The organism is Kitasatospora sp. NPDC041988, assembly GCF_055588525.1.
Genome location: NZ_JBVJCO010000016.1, coordinates 1 through 2,806, shown reverse-complemented (window position 1 = coordinate 2,806; position 2,806 = coordinate 1). Strand labels below are relative to the sequence as shown.

The following is a 2,806-nucleotide window of genomic DNA, read 5'->3' as shown; positions in this document are numbered from 1 at the left end:
ACCTTCCCCTCCCCCCCCCCCCCCCACCCCCCCCCCCCCCCCCCCCCCCCCCCCCCCCCCCCCCCCCCCCCGCCCGCTACTCGCTCTTGATCGAGCTCAGGATGTCCGAGCGGGCGGCCCGGCGGGCCGGCCAGAGCGCCGCCAGCAGGCCGATCAGCGCGGCGGCGACCAGGAAGCCCAGGATCTGCACCGGCGGCACGACCGTGGTCATGTTCTTGAAGCTCTTGGCCAGGGCCTGGTTGCCTGCCCAGGCGGTGACGATGCCGAGCAGCACGCCGACCAGGCCGCCGAACAGCGCGATCATCAGCGACTCCAGCCGGACCATCCGGCCGATGCCGCGCCGGTCCAGGCCGATCGCCCGCAGCATGCCGATCTCCCGGCGGCGCTCGAACACCGACATCGCCATGGTGTTGATCACGCCGAGGACGGCGATCACCACGGACATGCCCAGCAGCCCGTACATCATGCTCAGCACGGCGGACACCAGCTGGTGGTTCTCCGCCTTGACGTCCTCCTCGCCCTTGACGGCGATCAGCGGGTTGCCGCCGGTGGCGTCGCGCAGCGCCTGCTTGAGCTTGGCGTCCGCACCGTCGGCGCCCTTGACCAGGACCTCGTTCAGTCCGGTGCCGGGGGCGGCGTGCGGGCCGACCACGCCGTCCGGGGCGAGCAGCCCCGACACCATGCTGCTGGACTCCACCACGCCGCCGACGGTCAGGGTGCCCTGGGTGCCGTCCGGGTAGGTGCCGGTCAAAGTCGAGCCGACCGTGAGGCCGTTCCGCTCCGCGTAGCCGGCGGTGGCCAGCAGCTTGCCCTGCTTGAGGGCGTCGGCCGAGCCCTCCTTGATCTTCAGGGTGACCAGCGTGTCGAAGGTGGCGGCGTCCACACCGGTGAGCCACTCGGTCTCGTCGTCGGCGCCGGTCCTCAGCGGGACGGTGCGCTTCACGCTCATCGCGGTGACCCCGGGGGTCTTGGCGATCCGGGGGGCGACCTCGGGGGAGAGCATGGAGAAGTTCGACATGGCGACGGAGTAGTCGGCCTTGAGGTCGCTCGCGGTGCTCTCGTCGACGGCCTTGTTCACCGAGGCGCCGACGACGGTCAGGGCGGTGATCAGGGTGACGCCGATGGTGAGCGCGGAGGCGGTGGCGGCGGTGCGGCGCGGGTTGCGGACGGCGTTCTCGCGGGCGAGCTTGCCGGGCGTGCCGTAGAGCCTGCGCAGCAGCGGGGCGAACAGGGCGATCAGCGGCCGGGAGAGCAGCGGGGTGAGGACGAAGACACCGACCAGCAGCGCACCCGCGCCGAGGCCGACCGGCTTGGCCTCCTGGCTGGCCGCGCCGGCCAGCAGACCGCCCGCGCCGGCCAGGGCGAACAGCGCGCCGATGACGTTCCGGACCACCAGGGACTTCTGGGTGGCGGGCTGTTCGACGGAGCTCATCGCGGCGACCGGGGCGATCCGGGAGGCGCGGCGGGCAGGCAGCCAGGCGGCGAGCACGGTCACCGCGACACCGACGCCGACGGAGCCGAGCACCGTGGAGGGGCCGATCACCAGCGGACCCTCCGGCAGGTTGGCCTCGAACGGGCCGTTGAGCAGGGCGCGCAGTCCGGTGGCGATGCCGATGCCGGCGAGCAGGCCGCCGAGCGAGGCGGTGAGGCCGACGAGCAGGGCCTCGGCCAGCACCGAGCGGGTGATCTGCTTGCGGCTGGCGCCGACGGCGCGCAGCAGGGCGAGCTCCTTGGTGCGCTGGGCGACCAGCATGGTGAAGGTGTTGGCGATGATGAAGATGCCGACGAAGAGCGCGATGCCGGCGAAGCCCAGCAGGACGCCGGAGAGGCCCTTGGTGCCCTCGGCGATCATCCGGTCCTGCTCGTCGGCGAGTTCGCGGCCGGTCCGCGCCTCGATGGAGTCGCTCTGCGGGGCGGTCTGCTTGACGGCGGTGAGCAGTGCGGAGTCGTCGCTGCCGGGCTTGCCCTTGACGTCGATCTCGGAGAACCGGCCGGGGCTCAGGTAGAGCTCCTGGGCGGTGGCCGTGTCGAAGGCGGCGAGCGAGCCGCCGGAGACGACGCGCGGGTCGTTGGTGTGCAGGGTGCCGGTGAGCTTCAGCTCCATGACCGGGCCGTTGACGGCGACGCGGACGGTGTCGCCGACCTTGTAGCCGCCCTTCTCGGCGGTCTTGGCGTCCAGCGCGATCTCCTGGGCACCGCGCGGGCCGCGGCCCGCGACCAGCGGGTAGCGCGGGTCGGTGCCGTCGGCGCCGGGCACGTAGTTGGTGCCGGTGGTGGAGAAGCCGTTGCCGATCAGCGCGCCCTTCTTGTCGGCGATGCCGGCGAAGCCGCTGACCACGCCGCGGGCGTCGGCGGCGCCGGCCAGCGCGGCGACCGCCTTGCGGGTCTCCTCGGTGAGGGTGGGGCCGGGCTCGGCCTTGCCGCCGTGGTCGTAGCCCTTGCCGACGGCTCCGCGGTCGCTGATGGTGACGGCGATGTCGGTGTAGCTCTTCGCGCTCTGGGCGCGGAGCGCGTTGCCGAGGGTGTCGGTGAAGACGAGCGTGCCGGCGACGAAGGCGGTGCCGAGGAGGACGGCGAGCGTCGTCATCAGCAGCCGGGCCTTGTGGGCCAGCACGGTGCGCAGTGCGGTGCGGTACATGGGGTGGTGTCAGTCCTGGAGGGTCGTGGGGACGGAGGCCGGATCGGGGCCGGGCCGCTGGCCGGGCTCCGGCTCAGCTGGTGCGGCCCTTGGCGTCGAAGCGGCGCATGCGGTCCAGGACGGTGTCGGCGGTGGGGCCGGCGAGTTCGTCGACGATGCGGCCGTCGG

Annotated in this window: 1 protein-coding gene and 1 pseudogene; both read right to left on the bottom strand. The window is 73.2% G+C overall.

All coding sequences use genetic code 11. The features are described from left to right. Positions 1-76 precede the first annotated feature (76 nt). Positions 77-2,638 carry an ABC transporter permease gene (locus ACZ6NC_RS17810; protein WP_465733718.1) on the bottom strand — a complete coding sequence of 854 codons (2,562 nt, stop codon included), beginning with the start codon at positions 2,636-2,638 and terminating at the stop codon, positions 77-79. Positions 2,639-2,711: 73 nt separating this feature from the next. Continuing rightward, positions 2,712-2,806 (bottom strand): annotated as a pseudogene (locus ACZ6NC_RS17805) (ABC transporter ATP-binding protein); the annotation flags it as partial.